General features: G+C 56.7%; 13 protein-coding genes and 1 pseudogene. 4 read left to right on the forward strand and 10 right to left on the reverse strand.

From position 1 onward, the window contains the following. The first annotated feature begins 137 nt into the window (after positions 1 to 137). Complete coding sequence (locus ENH71_RS09825) at positions 138 to 1,208, forward strand: S1C family serine protease (protein ID WP_294135259.1); 1,071 nt, start codon at positions 138 to 140, stop codon at positions 1,206 to 1,208. 19 nt (positions 1,209 to 1,227) lie between these two features. Here the strand turns inward: ENH71_RS09825 and ENH71_RS09830 are convergent, their stop codons facing one another. After that, positions 1,228 to 3,183, reverse strand: coding sequence for an ATP-binding cassette domain-containing protein (locus ENH71_RS09830; RefSeq protein ID WP_294135255.1), 1,956 nt, complete (start codon positions 3,181 to 3,183; stop codon positions 1,228 to 1,230). Positions 3,184 to 3,292: 109 nt separating this feature from the next. On the opposite strand from ENH71_RS09830, the gene ENH71_RS09835 reads away from it, so the two are divergent. After that, complete coding sequence (locus tag ENH71_RS09835) at positions 3,293 to 3,994, forward strand: response regulator transcription factor (protein ID WP_294135252.1); 702 nt, start codon at positions 3,293 to 3,295, stop codon at positions 3,992 to 3,994. Further along, positions 3,991 to 5,301 (forward strand): sensor histidine kinase, encoded by a 1,311-nt coding sequence (locus tag ENH71_RS09840; protein ID WP_294135249.1) that lies wholly within the window; start codon positions 3,991 to 3,993, stop codon positions 5,299 to 5,301. The genes ENH71_RS09835 and ENH71_RS09840 overlap by 4 nt, the downstream gene beginning before the upstream one ends. On the opposite strand, the gene ENH71_RS09845 is transcribed toward ENH71_RS09840, so the two are convergent. From ENH71_RS09845 to glnA, 6 genes and pseudogenes are all read right to left on the reverse strand, one after another. Further along, the gene (locus ENH71_RS09845; RefSeq protein ID WP_294135246.1) at positions 5,298 to 7,232 is read right to left on the reverse strand and encodes a GldG family protein; all 1,935 of its coding nucleotides are present in this window, start codon (positions 7,230 to 7,232) and stop codon (positions 5,298 to 5,300) included. The two genes, ENH71_RS09840 and ENH71_RS09845, sit on opposite strands and share 4 nt — an antisense overlap. Before the next feature lie 9 nt (positions 7,233 to 7,241). Beyond that, a complete protein-coding gene (locus ENH71_RS09850) occupies positions 7,242 to 7,976 on the reverse strand; it encodes an ABC transporter permease subunit (RefSeq protein WP_294135350.1) in 735 nt (244 codons plus the stop codon). Positions 7,977 to 8,065: 89 nt separating this feature from the next. Then, positions 8,066 to 8,731: pseudogene (locus tag ENH71_RS09855) on the reverse strand (ATP-binding cassette domain-containing protein); the annotation flags it as partial. Between the two features lie 110 nt (positions 8,732 to 8,841). Next, on the reverse strand, positions 8,842 to 10,263 hold the full coding sequence (gene glnG, locus ENH71_RS09860; protein WP_294135241.1) for a nitrogen regulation protein NR(I): 1,422 nt from the start codon (positions 10,261 to 10,263) through the stop codon (positions 8,842 to 8,844). 21 nt (positions 10,264 to 10,284) lie between these two features. Continuing rightward, positions 10,285 to 11,433, reverse strand: a complete 1,149-nt coding sequence (glnL, locus tag ENH71_RS09865; RefSeq protein WP_294135237.1) for a nitrogen regulation protein NR(II) — start codon at positions 11,431 to 11,433, stop codon at positions 10,285 to 10,287. Positions 11,434 to 11,765: 332 nt separating this feature from the next. Continuing rightward, on the reverse strand, positions 11,766 to 13,175 hold the full coding sequence (gene glnA, locus ENH71_RS09870; protein ID WP_294135234.1) for a type I glutamate--ammonia ligase: 1,410 nt from the start codon (positions 13,173 to 13,175) through the stop codon (positions 11,766 to 11,768). A gap of 432 nt (positions 13,176 to 13,607) precedes the next feature. Here glnA and thiI point away from each other — a divergent pair, with 432 nt between their 5' ends. Next, on the forward strand, positions 13,608 to 15,062 hold the full coding sequence (gene thiI, locus ENH71_RS09875; protein WP_294135232.1) for a tRNA uracil 4-sulfurtransferase ThiI: 1,455 nt from the start codon (positions 13,608 to 13,610) through the stop codon (positions 15,060 to 15,062). A 63-nt stretch (positions 15,063 to 15,125) separates the two neighbouring features. Here thiI and ENH71_RS09880 read toward each other — a convergent pair whose 3' ends face one another. The 3 genes from ENH71_RS09880 to ENH71_RS09890 form a co-directional block, all read right to left on the reverse strand. After that, entirely contained in the window at positions 15,126 to 16,256 is a 1,131-nt protein-coding gene (locus ENH71_RS09880; protein ID WP_294135229.1) for a HupE/UreJ family protein, read from the reverse strand. Then, positions 16,253 to 17,497, reverse strand: a complete 1,245-nt coding sequence (locus ENH71_RS09885) for a tetratricopeptide repeat protein (RefSeq protein ID WP_294135227.1) — start codon at positions 17,495 to 17,497, stop codon at positions 16,253 to 16,255. The genes ENH71_RS09880 and ENH71_RS09885 overlap by 4 nt, the downstream gene beginning before the upstream one ends. Before the next feature lie 86 nt (positions 17,498 to 17,583). Then, positions 17,584 to 19,014, reverse strand: coding sequence for a DUF4331 domain-containing protein (locus ENH71_RS09890; protein ID WP_294135225.1), 1,431 nt, complete (start codon positions 19,012 to 19,014; stop codon positions 17,584 to 17,586). Positions 19,015 to 19,239: the final 225 nt, after the last annotated feature.

Here is a 19,239-nt window from a genome sequence, read left to right on the forward strand (position 1 = left end):
AATGTGGCCCGGCCCACAAGACCCCTTGCCCCATCTGTTTTCCGGTGCATGACTCCATACCGCCCACACCAAACCTTGAATTTACGTGCAGGCGTCGCCATTATCTCTGAACGTCGACAGAGATACCGGAGTGCCCTATGAAACGCCTCATTGCCCTGCTGCTTGTCGGTTTTGCTGCCATCGCCGCCGCCACACCAGCGCTTGCCGCCGATTACGAAAGTTTCCGCACCAACGACGAAGCCAACAACATTGATGTCTTCAAGAGCGCCAGTCCGTCGGTGGTGTATATCACCAATTCACGCATGGTCAGGCGCTCGGTGTTCAATCTCAATCCGCAGGAGATACCGCAGGGGAGCGGTTCCGGTTTCATCTGGGACAAACGCGGCTACGTCGTCACCAACTTTCATGTCATCCAGAATGCTTCGCGGGTTACTGTGACGTTGCAGGATGGTACAGCCTGGGATGCGCGCGTGGTCGGCGCCGAACCGGACAAGGATCTGGCGGTGCTGCACATTGAAGCGCCAGCGGAGCAGTTGTCACCGGTGGCGCTGGGCGATTCCTCGTTGCTGGAAGTGGGGCGCAAGGTGATTGCCATTGGTAACCCCTTTGGTCTGGATACGACACTGACGGTGGGTGTGGTCAGCGCTCTCGGGCGCGAGATCAACTCGGTGACCCGGCGCCAGATCCGCGATGTGATTCAAACCGATGCCGCCATCAATCCGGGTAATTCCGGTGGCCCGCTGCTGAACTCTCTGGGGCAGTTGGTCGGGGTCAACACGGCCATATACAGCCCCAGCGGTGCCAGTTCCGGCATTGGTTTTGCCATTCCGGTCAATACTGTCAAGAAGATTGTGCCGGAGCTGATCGAATTCGGGCGTGTGCAGACGCCGACCCTCGGCATCAGCCTGTTCCCGCCACAATACGCCGACTACTATCGCAACCGCTGGCGCATCGAAGGCGTGATTGTGCTGGATGTGCTGCCCGGCGGCAGCCCGGAGCGCGAAGGCATGCGCGGATTGGCCGAGACCAACCGGGGCATTGTGCTGGGTGATGTCATTGTTGAAGTGGATGGCGTTGCTGTTGCTAACGAAGACGATCTGCTGACGGTGCTGGAATCCAAAGAGGCGGGCGACATCGTTGAGGTAGTGACGTTGCGGGATAATGCGCGAGGTCAGTATCAGATTGAGTTACAAGCCACTCGTCAGTGAGGGCGGACCGGAACAGTAGTTATTCTGAGGACAGTTCCTCAAGTTCGGTGCTCTTTTCCAGCCAGCTTTCTTCGGCCTGCGACAGCTCCGCCTTGCAGTAACCCTGCTGCCTTAGCAGCTCGGTAAGTTCGTCGCGGCGACTGTCTTCGTACAGGGTGGTGTCACCGAGCCTGTCTTCCAACGTGCTCAGTTCGGCGCTGAGTTTTTCCATGGTTTTTTCCAGTGTTCGCACTTCACGGCGCAGCGGTGCCAGCTGCTCGCGCTGGTTGGCGGCCTGTTTCCGGGCTTCCTTTTTGTCCACCACGGGAGCCGGGACGGATTTGCGGCCAGCGGAATTTCCCGCTGTTTTTTCTGCATCGCTGTCACTGCTTTTCTGGGTGCCGGGCTGGAAATCCGCGGTGTTGCCTTTGCCCTGCTCGTGCATCCAGCGTGCGTAGTCATCCAGGTCGCCCTCAAACGGTGTGACCCGACCCTGATGCACGGTAAAGAATTCATCAACAGTGTTGTTCATGAGATGACGGTCGTGAGAGACCAGCACCAGCGCGCCCTCAAACCCTTGCAGCGCGACCGTCAATGCATGGCGCATCTCCAGGTCCAGGTGGTTGGTGGGCTCGTCCAGTAGCAGCACATTGGGTTTTTGCCAGACGATTAATGCCAGCGCCAGCCGTGCTTTTTCGCCGCCGGAAAAATTGATGATGGGCTCGGACACCCGGTCACCCCGAAAATCAAAACCACCCAGGAAATTACGAATCTCCTGTTCGCGGGCCCCGGGATCGGCGCGCTGAATCAGTGTGGTCGGGCTGGCCTTCATATCAATAACATCGACCTGGTGCTGGGCAAAATAGCCAATGCGCAGGTGCTTGGAAGCCACCACTTCACCATCCAGCACCGGCAACTGCTCGGCCAGGGTTTTTAATAGCGTGGACTTGCCGGCGCCATTGAACCCCAGCAGCCCGATGCGCGTGGTGTCGTGCAGTTTCAGATTAATGCCCTGCACCAGTGGTGTATCAAAACCAATGCTGACTTTCTTGAAACTGAGCAGATCATTGGCGGTTTTATCGGGTGCAAAGAACGAGAAGCGAAACGGCGAATCGATATGCGCCGGTGCAATGTCTTCCATACGCGACAGTTCTTTCAGGCGGCTTTGTGCCTGTTTGGCCTTGCTGGCCTTGGCGCGGAAGCGGCGCACAAAATCCTCGATCTCGGCTTTGCGGCGCATCTGTTTCTCGGCTGCCGCCTGCAGCTGTGCCATGCGCTCGGCACGCTGAATTTCGTAGGCGGTGAAATTGCCCTTGTACATGAACAGGTTGTTCTGCTCAAAACTGACCACATGATCGATGACCTTGTCGAGGAAGCTTCGGTCATGCGAGATCAGCAACAGCGTGCCCTGATAACGGTTCAGCCACTGTTCCAACCAGATGGTGGCTTCCAGATCCAGGTGGTTGGTGGGCTCATCAAGCAGCAACAGGTCGGACGGCGCCATCAGCGCCGCGGCCAGATTCAGGCGCACCCGCCAGCCGCCGGAAAAAGCCGACACCGGTTGCTGAAAGCTGTCGACGGCAAAACCAAGACCGGAGAGCAGTTGTTCAGCGCGTACCTGCACACTGTAGCCATCAATCTTGTCCAGTTCATTGTGCAGATTGGCAATGGCATGACCATCGTTGCTGTCTTCAGCGCTGGCCAGTCGACCTTCGATTTCGCGGAAACGTTCGTCACCATCAATGACATAGTCCAGCGCTGTGCGCCTTGAGCCTGCGGTCTCCTGCTTCATCCAGGCGCAGCGCAACCCGTCAGGAATGAACAGATCACCAGCATCCAGCGCAATCTGCCCGGTCAGGCAGGCGAACAGGCTGGATTTGCCGCTGCCGTTGCGACCGATGACGCCGGTTTTCTGGCCTTTGTGGATGGTGATGCTGGCGCTGTCGAGCAGGGTATGCTCGCCGCGCATCAGACGGGCGTTGTTAAGACTGATCATGCGTCAACCGAGGTTTCTACCAATGTGTGTGCGTGCAAAAACGGGCATTATACGCCAGACAGCTATCACAGATTGATTTATGTCCGGCAAATTCGTAAACTCCTGCCCTATGAAGCAGATACTAATAATAGATGATGACGAAAAACTGGGCCAACTGCTGACGCAGTATCTGGACCGTTATGACATGAAGGTCACGGTTGCCCACACGCCGAGCAAGGGATTCGAATTGCTCAAGCGCTCCAAACCTGATCTGCTGATTCTGGACGTCATGTTACCGGAAAAAGACGGCTTTGAAATCTGCCGTGAAATCCGCGCCAAAACCTCTGTTTATGGTCATCTGCCAATCATGATGCTGACCGCCCATGGTGAAGTCACCGACCGTATTGTGGGCCTGGAACTGGGCGCCGACGACTACCTGCCCAAACCATTTGAGCCGCGTGAACTGGTGGCGCGTATCACCAACATCCTGCGCCGTGCCGGTGACGAGGCCAGAGCCGACAATGATCTGCCGCGCATCGAAGGGCTGGATGTTGATACCAGCCGCCGTACTGTGCATCTGGATGGTGAGCTGGTCGAGCTGACCACTATGGAATACGAGCTGCTGGTGCTGTTCATCCAGTCGCCCAACAAGACCTTTACCCGTGACGAGCTGATGAACCGCTTGCGCGGTATTGATGCCGAACTGTTCTCGCGTGCAGTCGATACGCTGGTCAGTCGCTTGCGTCACAAGCTCAAGGATACCTCCAAAACACCACGATTCATCAAGACTGTGTGGGGGCGCGGCTACACCTTTGTCGGTCAGCTGCAATGAACTCCCTGCTGCCGAAAGTGACCGGGTCTCTGTACTTCCGGCTCTTTCTGATTTTCAGTGCCACGGTCATTCTGTTTTTCCTGGTTATTACCTTTTCCATACGCCAGATTGATGAGAACTGGCGCCGTGAGCGTCTGAATCCGCTCCCGGTGTTCTATCTGGATAATGTCCGGTTGCTGGTAGACGCCATCGGTATTCCACCGGACCTGCAACGCGCCGCCGAACTGGCGCGCGACCTGTCGTTGACCATTATCATCCGCAGCCCCCATATCAATTGGCAGTCTGACGACGAATCGGATCTGGATATTTCCGATACGGTATTTGTGCGCACCCTGTCAGATGATTCACAAATGCTGGCGGCAGACAATGAACAGGTGATTCGTGTTGCCCGTGGGGGATATGAGTACTTCCTCAACCGCAAGGCACCGTCGCTCAGTGACTATGACTATATCGTCGTCTATCTGGGTCTGGGTTTTGCCCTGTTCATCCTGTTCTCTAACTACTGGCTGGTGCGCCGGTTGATGGAGCCGGTCGGCAAACTGCGCGAAGGCGCCGAGAAAATATGTGACGGCGATCTGGGTTATCGGGTTGAGGTGACGCGTAAGGATGAGCTGGGTGAGTTGACCGAAAGCATCAATCACATGGCCGACTCGTTGCAATCGATGCTGGAAGCCAAGCGGCAACTGTTGCTGGCCATCAGCCACGAGTTGCGTACGCCGGTGACACGCGCCAAGCTGCAGCTTGAGTTCATGGAAGAGGGTGATCTGCGCAACAATCTCAGCGATGACATCAACGAGATCGATTTGCTGATTTCTGATTTGATTGAAGCGGAGCGTCTGAGCACGCAGCATTCGGCATTGATACTGGATGACGTTGATTTTGCCGATTACATCCGCATGCTGTCGGAACAGTTCCAGCATTATGAAGGCGGTCTGGTGGTGGACCTGCCCGAAGCAGATCGCTCCATGCGACTTGATAAGCTGCGCATCCGCCTGCTGGTGGCCAACATCATCAATAATGCGATTCGTCATGGACGTGGCCGGCCGGTGACCGTCAAGGTCAGCTTTGCGGCAGAAGAGGCGGTATTGTGCATCTCTGACCAGGGCGAAGGCATTGCGGCCGAGCACCTGCGCCATATCACCGAACCCTTCTATCGGGTGGACAGTGCGCGCCTGCGCAATACGGGGGGATTTGGTCTGGGCCTGTATCTGTGCAACCTGATTGTGGATGCCCACGGCGGCAGGCTACAGATTGACAGCCGACCTGAGCAGGGCACTCAGGTCAGCATCTTCCTGCCTATCGTTTAACGGGCGAGCTTTCTTCTCCGGTTGCGCAGCAGCGTTGCGGTCAACACGGCGATGATGATCAGTACCGGGATCAATGCGGTATTGATCGCTTTCAGCACCGCGCCCAGTCTGTCGATCTCATTGTTGAGTTCGAACTGGACTTCACGCAGATCCCGCCGGGTTTCCAGTTGCAGCTCAATGAAGCGCTCAATTTCCGCTTCCTGCTCCGGTGATATGGTGCCGCTACCCTGATTCAACGCCTGCAGTTGTTCCTCGGTTTCCGACAATCTTTCCAGCAGGTTGGTTTCTCGTTCACGCAAACGTTCATCAGCTTCACGCTGCAGTGCCAGTACGCGGGTGAAAGGGCGGGCATAACGGCCGCGGCTGCGGATATTGATCAGCTCGGTACTGCCACTGAGATTGTCCAGAGCGTTGATGACGAAGTCACCGTTACTGGCGAAGGCATTGATCACACGTTGCCCGGCAACCTGCCGTGACTGCGCCCACATGCGATCGGCCAGTACATCGGAGTCCGCCACCACAATGACACCAATATCGCTGACAGAGGCTGTCAGGTGGTCTTGCGCTGCTGTTTCAGTCGTGTCGGGCGCTGCGTCGGGATCAGTTTCTGTTTCGGCTTCCGATGTTTCCGTGGTATCGGTATCAGCAGTCGGCGGGCCATCGGGGAATGCACTTTGCGCCGGCCCCGATACTCTGGCCGCCAGCGTGCGGTTCTGGTCTTCCGACGCAAAGTCGTCGATCAGCAGCGTTGGGTCGCCCATTTCGCGGAAAAACGCCGTACCCATCATCATGGTCTGATCGCTGGTCTGGATCAACGGCTCGAAAGTCGTTGATGAGCCTTCGGCCGGGTTCAATGCACCGGCGGAGGACAGGTTCATCACCTGCAGCTGGCCGCTGACAATATCGTTGGCGAAGTGTTCGCGGGGCACACCGAGCATGCCGTAGTGCGCGGTCGGGCGCTGACCCTGCGCCAGCGTTACAAACAGGGCAAGTTCCTGGTCAGTGACCACCTGGGTAGCGTCATAGTCGACACCCCAGGCGCTGAGCAGGCCTGGCAGATCCGAACCCAGATTGTCGCGGTAACCGCCGCCACCGACCATGATCTGGGTCTGGGTGTCCGAGTTGGGATCAACAAACACCAGGGCACGGCCGCCGCGCATGACAAACTGGTCAATGGCGTACAGCGTTTGCGCGGGTAGCTCCTGCGGGTGCACCAGCATCAGGATGTCGATGTCTTCATCAATGCTGGCGACAGTTTCCTGCAGGCGGCGCACGTCGTACATGTAACGTACGGTATCCATGATCGCCCAGGCACCGGTGGTCTGTTCGGTGGCCGGATTGAAACCGCCATCTATGTTCAGCGATGTGATCAGACCGACCACCGTTGGGTCGGGATCCAGCACCCGACTGATCAGACGGGAGAACTCGTATTCCAGAAACTCTTCCTGGTCGGGTCGCACCAGGGGGATGGCCTCATATACCTCCGCCTCTCCCTCAATACGGGTGCCGGGATCTGCCGCCACCACGCCAAAGTAGACCTCTTCGCGCCCGGCCGCCAGTGGAACTGCCTGAATGCCGTAGCTGGTTGCCAGGTCTTCCTGTTCAGAGAACGCTTCCGGGTCGATGACTGCAAGGCTCAGGTTGCCATTGCTGGCGATGACCATCTCCTGCAGCAACTCCTGCACGCGATTGCCATAGGCCCGGACCTGCGGCATCTGGCCGATGGCTTCTTCGGAATAGAAAAATGTCAGTTCGATGGGGCGCTCGAGATTGTCCAGTACTTCCCGGGTGCCATTGCTCAGGGTGTAAAGATTGTCCTGGGTCAGGTCAATACGCAGCCGGGGCAGGCTGCTGATGATGACAACGATGATCAGCAGGGCAAGGCCAATCAAGGCAAGGCCGGCAGGTGAAAATAGTGCTTTGTTCTTCATGGCCAGCTCCTAGTTCGCTTTCTTGATTTCGATGACAACCGCGCTGGCCAACAGCCAGGCGGCAATGACAGCGGCAAAGAACAGCAGGTCCCGGATATCCAGTACCCCCCGGCTGATAGCTTCAAAATGGGTCAGGAAGCTCAGCGTCGCGATGGCATCGATCAGCGTCTGTGGTGCCCAGCCGGTAAACGCATTCATGACGATGGCCGAGCCGGAGACGACAAACAGGAAGCAGATTGCCGCCGTCAGGATAAAGGCGATCACTGCGTTGCGCGTCAGTGCTGACATGCAGGAACCGATGGCCAGAAAACCACCGGCCATCAACCAGCTGCCAATATAGGCGGCCAGAATAACGCCGTTGTCGGGGTCGCCCAGGTAGTTGACGGTCAGCCAGATCGGGAAGGTCAGCGCCAATGCGCAGCCACTGAGTACCCAGGCGGCAAGGAATTTGCCGATCACCGCTTCATGTAACTGAATGGGCAGCGTCAGCAGCAGTTCAATGGTGCCGGTCTTGCGCTCATCGGCCCATAGCCCCATGGCCAGGGCAGGAATCATGAACAAATACAGCCAGGGATGGAAGTTGAAGAAGGGCTGCAGATCAGCCTGGCCTCGCTGATAAAAACCGCCCAGGTCAAAGGTGGCGATGCCGTTCATGACCAGGAAAATGACTATAAAAACATAGGCCAGTGGCGTACTGAAGTAGGCCGCCAGCTCGCGCTTGAAAATGATACCGGTGGTTCCCATCACAGTGCTCCCTGTTCAGTGATGCTGCGGAAAAAGGCTTCCAGCCGACCCGGCGCAGACGGCGCCTCTGTCAGGCCGGCAGCAGTCGGCGCTCGCGCTTCCAGCTCTTGCGGCGAGCCGTCGGCAACGATACGACCATTGGCAATGATGATGGCGCGCGTGCACACCGCACTGACTTCTTCCAGAATATGGGTGGAAACAATAACAATCTTGTCTTTGGCCAAATTGCGGATGAGCTGTCGTACCTGATGTTTCTGGTTGGGATCCAGACCGTCAGTGGGCTCGTCCAGAATCAGCACCTTGGGGTCGTGCAGAATCGCCTGAGCCAGTCCGACGCGGCGTTTGAAGCCTTTGGAAAGCGTGTCGATGCTCTGCTCGCAGACACTGCCCAGCGCCACATCATTGATCACCTGTTCAATGCGACGGGATTTTTCCTGACCACTGAAACCACGAATCTCGGCAATAAAATCCAGAAACTCCAGCACCGTCATGTCAGGGTAACTGGGCGCGCCTTCGGGCAGGTAGCCGATCAGCGCCTTGACCGCCATCGGGTTCTCGGTGATGTCGTGGCCATCAACCCTGACGGTACCAGATGAGGGCGCCAGAAAGCCGGTGATGATTTTCATGGTGGTGGACTTGCCGGCACCGTTGGGGCCAAGAAAACCCAGGACTTCGCCTTCGGCTACCGTAAAACTGAGGTCATCTACAGCGGTAAAATGCTCAAATTTTCGGGTCAGGTGACTGATTTCGATCATATTGTTATTTGCCTGTCAGTGGTTGCGGGGCAATGGCTGAGGGGCAAATATAGGTGTATGGGGGTGATTTTTCAACCTGCCCCCACAGATCGTGACAATTGAGTGTTTAATCAGTCGTCGTCGCTGCCGGCATCCTCGATATTCAGTTCCTTGATTTTACGGGTCAGGGTATTGCGTCCCCAGCCCAGCAGCAGCGCGGCATCGCGGCGGCGACCCAGCGTGTGTTTGAGTGCAACCTGTATCATGGTGCTTTCAAACTCGGGCGTGGCCTGTTCCAGAATACCCTTGTGGCCCAGGTTCAGCTCCTGGTCCGCCCACTCTTCCAGCAACTGCGTCCAGTCACGGGCGCTGCTGTTCTGCGCCTGGTGTTCCATCAGTTCCGGCGGCAGGTCATCAATACGTACTTCCCGGCTGGACGCCATGACGGTTACCCAGCGGCAGAAGTTTTCCAGTTGACGCACATTGCCCGGCCAGTTGAGCCCGGTAATGTATTTCTCCGTCTCCGGTCGCAGGACCTTGGGCTCGACGTCCAGCTCCTCGGCCGCTCTCGCCAGAAAGTGGCTCGCCAGCCGTGGAATGTCTTCGCGGCGATCGCGCATGCGCGGGATATGGATACGGATAACGTTGAGGCGGTGAAAAAGGTCCTCTCGGAACAGGTGCTGGCCTACCAGTTTTTCCAGGTTCTGGTGCGTGGCAGCAATGATGCGCACATCGACCTTGATCGGCGTGGTACCGCCGACGCGATAAAATTCACCGTCAGACAGAACGCGCAGCAGACGGGTCTGTGTGTCCGGGGGCATGTCACCGATTTCGTCGAGGAACAGCGTGCCGCCGTTGGCCTGTTCAAAACGGCCGGTGCGGTGCGCTGTGGCGCCGGTGAACGAGCCTTTTTCATGGCCGAACAGCTCTGACTCAATCAGCTCCTTGGGAATAGCGGCCACGTTGAGGGCAATAAAATGTTTGTCACGTCGCGGGCTGTGCTTGTGCAGCGCGTGCGCCACCAATTCTTTACCGGTACCGGATTCGCCGTTAATCAACACGGTGATATTGGACTGCGACAAACGGCCGATGGCGCGGAACACCTCCTGCATCGCCGGTGCTTCACCGATGATCTCTTTGCTGTTCTCCAGGATCGGTGTTGGTATGTCGATGTGCTGTTCGCGGGCATGTTCCAGCGCGCGCTGGGTCATCGCCACTGCTTCATCAATGTCGAAAGGTTTGGGCAGGTATTCGAATGCGCCGCGGCTGTAGGATGAAACGGCGCTGTCCAGATCCGAATGCGCTGTCATGATGATCACCGGCAACTGGGGAAAGCGCTCGTGTACGGTGGATAAAAGATCCAGGCCATTAATGCCGGGCATACGGATGTCGCTGATGATGGCGTCAGGTCGCTCTCTTTCCAGTCGATGCAGCAGGTCGTCGCCATTGTCAAAGCAGTGCGTGCTCAGACCAGAGCGGGTGAGAGACTTTTCCAGCACCCAGCGGATGGACTTGTCGTCATCCAGTACCCAGACCGTTGTGTGTTTGCTCATGGTATCAATACCCCGTTAAGACTACTTGCCAAACTGACCATTGTAGATCCCGGCGCTGTATGCACCCGCACCGTTATTGCCTGTCGGCGCCTGCGTCAGGACAGGCAGATAAATGGAAAAACGCGTGCGGCCCGGTTCGCTGCTGCACTCGATAATGCCTTTGTGCTGGTTGACGATGGAGTGGGCGATCGACAAGCCCAGTCCGGTGCCTTCCGCGCGCCCGCTGATCATCGGGAAAAAGATGTTGTCGACCAGCTCCGGTGGCACGCCAGGACCGTTGTCAACAACCTCCAGTCGTGCCACCAGGCGGTGGAATACGGTGCCAATGGTGACGTTGCGCATTACCCGGGTTTTCAGTTCAATCAGCCCTGAGCGATGTTTGACGTGCGGGCTTTCAAGCGCCTGCACGGCATTGCGCACGATGTTCAGAACGGCCTGGATAAGTTGTTCGAAGTCACCCTGCAGCTCCGGAATACTCGGGTCGTAGTCGCGTACCAGCGTGATGTCTCTGTCGCTGACCTCGGCGTCGACCAGATTACGCACGCGCTCCAGCACCTCATGGACATTAAGCGAGCGGTACTCCATGGGTTTGCGTGATCCGACCAGGCGATCAACCAGCTTGTGCAGGCGGTCCGCCTCTTCAATGATGACATTGGTGTAATCGGTCAGGTCGGAATTGGGAAGTTCGCTGGCCAGCAGCTGCGCTGCGCCGCGGATACCACCCAGGGGATTCTTGATTTCATGCGCCAGGCCACGAACCAGTTCACGTGTGGTTTCATGCGTGGAAATCAGGGTCTCGTCGCGACTGATGCGCTCAGCATAGTTCATGCTCTGGATTTCAATCATCACCGCGGCATCGGGAAAGTCATGCAGTGGCGTAACCGTATAGTCGACCTGCAGACTTTTGCCGTTGAGCAGGTGTAATTGTGTTTTGCGTTTGGTGAAGCTGTGGTTGCCATCAACCGCCTGCCGGATAGCAGTCACGTCGTCGGTGGCGTGGAGGAAGATATCGCCCACGAAGGCGTTGTTGACCTGGCGTCCGCTGATGGCCAACAGGGTTTCTGCCGCCAGATTGATGTATTGCAGGCGCAGGTTGTTGTCCAGCACCAGGATAGAGGTTGCCATTGTGTCTAACAGGCGCTTGTAAGAGTTGTGACTGCTGGATTGCATGGTTGTTCGACATACCTCGTTAGTTAAGGCAGGAGCATGCAATAAACAAACCATCTTCGGTAAATAGGCTCATTACAGCGCATGACGCGGTTGTTGTGCTTTTTTGGCGCGGTTTCCCGTGGTTCTGCAACGAAGCAGTGGCATCCGCAATGTTGCGAGCGGCCCAACTATGCACCAATATGGTGCGATTGGCAATTTAAACGTCAGATCGCGTGCCTGGTATGGCCAGATGAGTGCTCAAAAAAAACGCCCGTCGGTTGCTTCCGACAGGCGTTTTTTGGCGTCAGACCCTGGCTGCGGTATCAGCGCTCAGGGTCCTGGCTGCTCGGGGATCAGCAGCTGTAGTACATATCAAACTCAACCGGGTGAGCAGACATGTTCAGGCGTGTGCAATCCTGTTGTTTCAGTGCGATGTAACCATCGATCAGGTCGTCGCAGAATACGCCGCCCTGTTTGAGGAATTCGCGATCCTGGTCCAGTGCTTCCAGCGCCTGATCCAGTGAGTAGCAAACCTTTGGAATTTCCGCTTCTTCCTCTGGCTCCAGGTCATACAGATCTTTGCTGGCAGGGTCGCCAGGGTGGATCTTGTTCTTGATGCCGTCAAGGCCAGCCATCAGCAATGCAGAGAAGTACAGGTAAGGGTTGGCAGTACAGTCGCCAAAACGCACTTCAATACGAATCGCTTTCGGGTTGCCGCCCAGCACATACGGAATACGGATGGAAGCAGAACGGTTGCGTGACGAGTACGCCAGCAGTGTTGGTGCTTCAAAACCCTTGACCAGACGCTTGTAGCTGTTGGTAGAAGCGTTACCGAAGGCGTTCAGCGCTTTGGCGTGCTTGATGATACCGCCGATGTAGAACAGGGCGGTCTCAGACAGACCAGCATAACCGTCGCCGGCAAACATGTTCTTGCCGTCTTTGGAAATCGACATATGCACGTGCATACCGGAACCGTTATCACCTACCAGCGGCTTGGGCATAAAGGTCGCGGTTTTGCCGAAAGCGTGCGCAGTGTTCAGTACGCAGTATTTCAGGATCTGTACTTCGTCAGCCTTGTACACCAGTGAGTTGAACTTGGTGCCGATTTCGCACTGGCCAGCGTTGCCCACTTCGTGGTGGTGCAGTTCGATCTCAAGGCCCATGGCTTCCATGGTGTCGCACATGGCGCCACGCAGGTCGCTCAGTGAGTCAACCGGAGGTACCGGGAAGTAGCCGCCTTTGACTTTCGGGCGGTGACCCATGTTGCCGCCTTCGATGGACTTGCCGGAAGACCAGGCTGCTTCTTCGCTGCCGATCTTGAAGAAGGCGCCGTCCATTGCCACGTTCCACTTAACTTCGTCGAATACGAAGAACTCAGGCTCCGGGCCGAAAAACGCCTGGTCGCCGATACCGGTGGACTTAAGGTATTCTTCAGCGCGGCGCGCCACGGAGCGCGGATCACGGTTGTAACCCTGCATGGTGCGCGGCTCGATGATGTCGCAGCGCAGGTTGATCTGCACTTCGTCAGCAAACGGATCGAGCACGGCTGTCGTGTCATCCGGCTTCAGGATCATGTCTGATTCGTTGATGCCTTTCCAGCCGGCGACCGAAGAACCATCAAACATCACGCCTTCCATAAAGCCTTCGTCAACGACGGCTGCAGGGAAGGTTACATGCTGCTCTTTACCTTTGGTATCGGTAAAACGCATGTCAACCCACTTGGCATCGTTCTCTTTGATTAAGTTTATAGTCTTCTCAGACATTCCTGATCCTCCGTGTGATCGAGAATTGGGTGACGGTTAAGGTCACAGTTTAAAATCTGATACGGTCGCGGTTCGCTGCCGTTACTCAGTGTTTATTTTCTTGTGTGCCGATCTTGTGCAGTGGTTCGCACTCAACAAGCCGGGCATTCGGCATTATAATAGCGTTTGTATACCATGCCCGAGTACCGGTGAATGAGCAAGATATATGCCATTGTTCACGGGTGCCGGGACCCCTGTATATCAAGAGTTCGCTGGCCGGGCAGTGTCAGTGAGCCAATAATTAGGCACCAATATGGTGCATTAAAAACAGTAATCGCACACAACGGGTGCATAATGCCCTTTTTTGATGCGTTAGTCTCACTTTCCGCCTGGAAATTTTTCCCGGTCACTCGTCATCCGCTTGCCAGACAAGTCGAACACAAGGTCAGTACCATGCTTTTTGTTATCCGCTTTTTCCCTGAAATCACCATCAAGACGCGTCCGGTGCGCCAGCGTTTGATCAAGGCGCTCCGGCGTAATCTGAGGATACTGATGGGCCGGGTCGATTCGCGTATCAGTGTAACCGGTGACTGGGATATTCTGGAAGTGGAAACCCACAGCGACGATGAAAATCTGGTCGCGCAGGTTATCGACATGCTGCGCGACACGTCGGGCATCTCCCTGATCAGTCAGGTCAGCAAACGGCCACTGCCCGATTTTGACGGAATCCTGGCTGAAGTTCTACCGTTTTACCGTGAGCGTCTGCAGGGGCGCAGCTTTGCTGTGCGCAGCAAGCGTCAGGGCAAGCACGATTTCAGCTCCATGGATTTGGAGCGTTTTCTGGGCGCCGCCCTGATGCGCGAAACCGGCGCCAGCAAGGTCGATCTGCGTCAGCCGGACGTCACGGTGCGTCTGGAGATACGCCAGCAGACCCTGTATGTGGTAACCCACCAGTGGCGCGGTCTGGGAGGGTATCCCATGGGTACCCAGGAGCCGGTGCTGTCGTTGATTTCGGGAGGCTTTGATTCAGCGGTGTCGAGTTACCTGTTCATGCGCCGTGGCATACAGACACATTTTCTGTTCTTTAATCTGGGGGGTAAGGAACATGAGTTGGCGGTGAAAGAGGTAGCACTGTATTTGTGGATGCGCTTTGGCTCCTCGCACCGGGTCAAGTTCGTCAGCGTGCCGTTTGAACCGCTGCTCAGTGAGATTCTGAGCAAGGTCGATACGGGTCACATGGGTGTGGTACTCAAGCGCATGATGATTCGCGCTGCCGATCAGGTTGCCCGCGACATGAAGTTGTCGGCGCTGGTAACCGGAGAATGCGTGGCACAGGTGGCGAGCCAGACCCTGCCCAACCTGAACGTGATTGATCAGGTGACCGACATGCTGGTTCTGCGGCCACTGATCGTGACCGACAAACAGGACATCATCGACATGGCCCGGCGCATTGGCACCGAAGAGTTTTCGGCTCAGGTGCCGGAGTACTGTGGTGTGATATCGGTGAGGCCAACAACCCATGCCAAAGTGCACCGGGTTATTGAGGAGGAGGCCAGGATCGATTCAGCATTGGTGGACGCGGCGGTGGCTGCGCGCGAAGTGCAGATGATTGATCGTGTGGTCGAGGTGCTGGAGCATCGCGATGTCGAGCCTGAGCAGATGACGCACGTGCCGGCGGGCGCCGTGGTGATTGACATCCGGCACCCCAATGAGCAGGAAAGGGCCCCGCTGAGCACTGATGATTATGACGTCGCCGTGGTGCCGTTTTATCAGCTGGGTACGCGGTTTGCGACCATGGATGCATCGCGGCAATACCTGTTGTATTGCGACAAGGGCATGATGAGTCGACTGCATGCCTCGCATCTGAAAGACGCAGGTTATCTGAACGTGGCTGTGTACCGGCCCTGAGCGCTAACGCACTGATAGCATTGGATGGCTGATACGGCTTTGAGCGCGATCAGTCACCGGCCCTTAACTAAACAGGGCCGGTAGCGATCGTTCTGCCAGCCAGAGGGCGCCGAATCCGGTGATAACGACACCGCTGGCAACCAGCGCCAGGCGCCGGGGTAAACCGGCACGGGCGCTAAGCAGTAAAACCGGCACCAGTACGGCAACAATCACCAGTTGACCTACTTCAACACCTATATTGAAGCTCAGCAGGCTGCTGATAAACAGGTGCGTTGGCAATGACAGATCGCCAAGTACGCCGGCAAACCCGAAGCCGTGGATGAGGCCGAAAGCAAACGCGACTTGCCAGCTGTGGCCGCGAAAAATCGGGAAAATAATATTGAGACCGGTCACCGCCACCGACAGCGCGATCACTGATTCAACCAGTCGCGACGGCAATGCCACAATTTGTAAAGTAGCCAGAATCAGCGTGATGGAATGCGCCACGGTAAACGCGGTGACCACCTTGAGGATGCTGAGGAACAACGTGGGTCGCGGAGTTGCGCCAAGAACTTGCGGGGAATTGCGGGCGGCGTTGGCGCCCAGAACAATCGGAATGATAAGTGCACACAGGAACAGGATATGGTCCAGGCCTATCCAGATGTGCCAGACTCCTTCGATCAGAAATGTCCAGAGATTGGCGAGCGCCGCGACAGAACCGGTTGCCTCGACCCGGTGCGTGGGCTCGGACGGGGAGAACATGCGCAGATGGCTGTTGCCGTTGTGGGTGATGTTGAGTATGCCGCGATGCGATGTATCTATGTCGAACAGCAGGTTGTAGCTAATTTCAGGTACGCCAGAGCTGTCGCAAACCCCACTGAGCGGCAGGTACAGAAACATGGCAGAGTTGCGCCGCTCGACCTGAAAGGCGCCGGGCTGCAATGAGCAAATGCTATCAGCCATGGTCAATTGCAGGCGGGACATTGTGTAGTCAGCAATCGCTGCGCGACGTGCCTGGATTTCTCCCCAGGTGATCTCGGTATCGAGATTCTGGTCGACGCCAACAGCGAGCTCCAGATCACTGGTGGCGATCAGCCAATGCCCGGATATCTGGTTGTTATCTACCGAAAGATCAATAAAGCTGTCGCTCAGGCTATGGCTGAACGCCAGTGCCGGCCAACACAACAAGGCGGCCAGTACAAGTCTTGCTATCATGGTGTTGACTCCGACATGCTATCCAGTATTTCCTGTAAGTTTGCATCTTCAGTGCCCGCGTCACTGATCCAGCGCTCGATTCTGGCCAACGTATCGTGGTCATTATTGGCGGCGGCTGCACTTGCCAGTAACCGCGTATCAGAAGGCTCCTTTTGTTGTTTCCAGTTTTCTGCGGCGGCGCTCAGTGCTGCTGCCGGCTGGTCGGCCAGCGCCAGCGCATACTGTGCATATTCTTTGTATGGAATGGCTTCGTTGCGGATGAAAGCCAGTTCGAAATCCCGGTCAAGTCTGGCCAGTAGCAGGTCGGCGCGTTGCTGATCTGCCGGCGTTCCTGTTGCCAGCAGGGCTCTGGTCAGCAGGATGCTGAGCTCTGCGTTCAAGGTGTTGTCAGACTCGCCTGACAGCAAGGCAATAAGGTCATGGTATCGGCCCTGTTCGAGTAACAGATTGCCGTAGTTGACGGTGACAAAGCTGTTGGCCGGTGAGATTCGTAGCGCGTTTCGGTAATAGTCCTCGGCCAGCGTTGGCTCGTCCAGGCGATGAGCCAGAACGGCGGCTGTGGTCAGTAATTCGGAATAGTCCACAATATTGAGACCGCTGCCGTCACGCAAGGTATCACGTAGCAGAGTCAGAGCCTGCCGGGCGTTGCCGGTGACGCCATCAAGCTGCGCCTGACAGTTGATAAAAACGGGGCGCCGCGCCGATGTCCGTAGCGCTTCACAGCTTTGTGCTACCCGGGCGTAGTCGCCGATCACCAGACCAATCTGTGACTCAATCATCAGGGCCTGAATGTAGGCAGGACCGGCATCTGCGCCGGCACTGATAACGTGTCGCAACTCTGTCAGGGCTGCCCGGAACTGGTGATTGTGCTGCAGCACCGCTGCCAGCAGAATATGATACATCGCCGGTTGTGCTGTTTCGTCCGGCCAGCGCTGCAGGATAGCCTGTGTCCGGCCGTACGCGCGAGCCTCACCACTCGCGGCAGCAATCTGATAAGACGCCATGGCCTGCTGCAGAATGTCCGCTGCGCCGTTGTCGGTGGCGCGCGCTTGCTGCTGCCGGCGAATATCCGCTGCCAGCTCGACGATAGCGGCGGGCAGAGTGTCGACAATGCTGCTATTGCTTTCAGGCGTGTATGGTTGCGCCTGAATGGCTGGTGCCAGCAAGGTCGCTGCTATGAGGCTTGTCGCCAATGCCCACAGTCGCACAGCGTGCGTACCTGCTTGTAATGTGTAAGACATGGTCAGTTGTAACCTTTTCGGGAAGAACTTTATAAGGGCATGAGGCGGAGCATCCCTGCTCCGCTGTCATGCAGGCTAGCTTGCTATCACTGAACTGCCGAGCCCGGCAGTGGTTCGTTCAGGTAGGGAAATGCAGTTTTGAAATCTGCTGCGCTAACCGTGGTCTGGTCCGTGAACGGAGCCGTGTTATTCGGCGCTACCGCTGCGTCTTCGACCAGCGCACCCATCATCACACGCAGCGCGATATCAACCACATCATCACCCGGCCGGCGTCCGTTGGGGAAACCCGCGGTGTCGTTGGCAAGCACGCCCATGTTGAGTTGCTGCGCCGCCGGTTTGGGCGCGATGGATGTATTCAGCCGCAACATTTCACTGCGCGGGAACATGTCGCTGGCGATAGTCTCCGGCAGGTTAAGCCCGGGCACACCGGTAACGGCGGCTATGACATCAGCGCGCGGAAAGTTCGTCGGCGCGACGGCACCGGCGTCAGAGAACAGCAACTCCAGCAGGAAGGGCAGTGTGGGGTTCTCTACGTAGTGCACAAACTGGGCATCGTCGTGCGGATGGCTGCCGTTGAACTTGTCTTTGTCCGGCAGACCAATGACGAGCTCGTTCACCAGCGGGAATCCCAGTCGTGATACCTGCATGGGTTCCTGATCTCCCATATTAAGGCTGGATGTAGTCCAGGCGCCAATCACCGGGTCTTCGGCGGTCAGACAGGAGATCGGTACTTCCAGTGCCAGCGAGGTTACGCTGGCGGCGCCAATGGGATTGGCGACTGCGTCTTCCGAGCCCAGAGGGTTCAGGTTAACCAGATCGAATACCTGGCCGAGATTGACGGCAAAGCCTTCATTGCGCTGACCGACAAAAACGCGGCCGGCGGTGTTGCAGTCAGGTATGCTCAGCGGATAAATGTGCGAACTGGCGTACTGCGCATAGTTCGGGATTGATTTGGTGCCGATATAATCGACCGGTTTGCGAAATGTTGTCGCACTGGTGTCGGCGTTCACTGCGAATTCACGCTGTCCGGTCCTGCGTTCGCCACGGATGACACTGAGCTGGTACTCCTGTCGCGAGTTGACATTGGCGGTGTCGGCAGCATCGGGCCCGATACCACCGGCATTGATCAGCGGGATTGGGACACTGACCCCGTCCACCGGCACTGTGACGCCAGCCAGTATGGTCGAGAAATCAAAGCTGAAGGTGATGTCTTCGATAGAGTCGCCATCATTGTCGACATGAATTTCATACAGACCTGCGGTTTCCAGGTCAAAGTAGTTGGGGCCACCGTACGCAGCCTGCAGCGGGAAATAATTGGCAATAATGGTGACGTAGTCTTCCCGGCCCTCTTCATAACTGCGGAACATGTACAGGTCGGTGGCGTCCAGACGGGGCATGCCGGCGATCATTGGCGCTTCCCGGTGACTCGAGGCGTAACTTAGCGCGGAGACACTGGCGATAGCGGCTGCCAGGGCTATTTTTGTCCATTTCGATCGGTTGTTTTTTAATGTGTTCATACTTGACTCCAATTGACATGAGTGTGATGCATTCGCAGGTCCGCAAGTCGCCCGGGGGCTTCACGCCGGAGCACTGCTGAATCTGTCATCGCCCCTGTTACGTCGCCAGGGTTGCCGGTGGACCGGTATTATTGAACGATATGGTTGTTTTGTTACGGGAACGTGATGGACCTAACAGTTTGCGAAAGTCACCCTGTGAACCGGGTCACAGATCGCGCAATCGAA

This window comes from Pseudohongiella sp., assembly GCF_011050365.1.
Lineage (GTDB): Bacteria > Pseudomonadota > Gammaproteobacteria > Pseudomonadales > Pseudohongiellaceae > Pseudohongiella.